Below are 416 nucleotides of genomic sequence, written 5' to 3'. Positions count from 1 at the left end.
AAATCCTCCCCCTAGCGGGGGAGGTGTCGGCTCGAAGAGACGACGGAGGGGGAAGAAGGCAGGCTCTCAAAGCACTTCCCCCTCCGGCCTTCGCCCGCCTCCCCCATTGGGGGAGGATTTGGCTAAGCCGCCTGACCAGCCGACCAGCCCGACGCCCAGGCCCACTGGAAGTTATAGCCGCCCAGCCAGCCCGTGACATCGACCACCTCGCCCACGAAGTAGAGCCCGGGGACGGCCTTGGCCTCCAGGGTGCGGGAATCCAGATCGTCGGTGTCGACGCCGCCCAGCGTCACTTCGGCCGTTCGATAGCCCTCCGAGCCCACGGGCTTGAAGGTCCAGGCGTTGACCGCGGCGGCCACCTGGCCCAGCACCTTGTCCGAGCAGTCCGCGATATTGCCCTTCCCGGCCGCCTCTTC

General features: G+C 67.8%; 1 protein-coding gene. It reads right to left on the bottom strand.

All coding sequences use genetic code 11. The annotated features are described in order from the left end of the window. Positions 1 to 122 precede the first annotated feature (122 nt). The coding region (locus AX690_RS02910; RefSeq protein WP_197426766.1) for an NAD(P)/FAD-dependent oxidoreductase at positions 123 to 416 on the bottom strand (294 nt) is incomplete at its 5' end.

This window comes from Caulobacter sp. CCH9-E1, from assembly GCF_001556515.1.
GTDB lineage: Bacteria > Pseudomonadota > Alphaproteobacteria > Caulobacterales > Caulobacteraceae > Caulobacter.
This window is presented reverse-complemented; position numbering and strand designations above follow the sequence as displayed.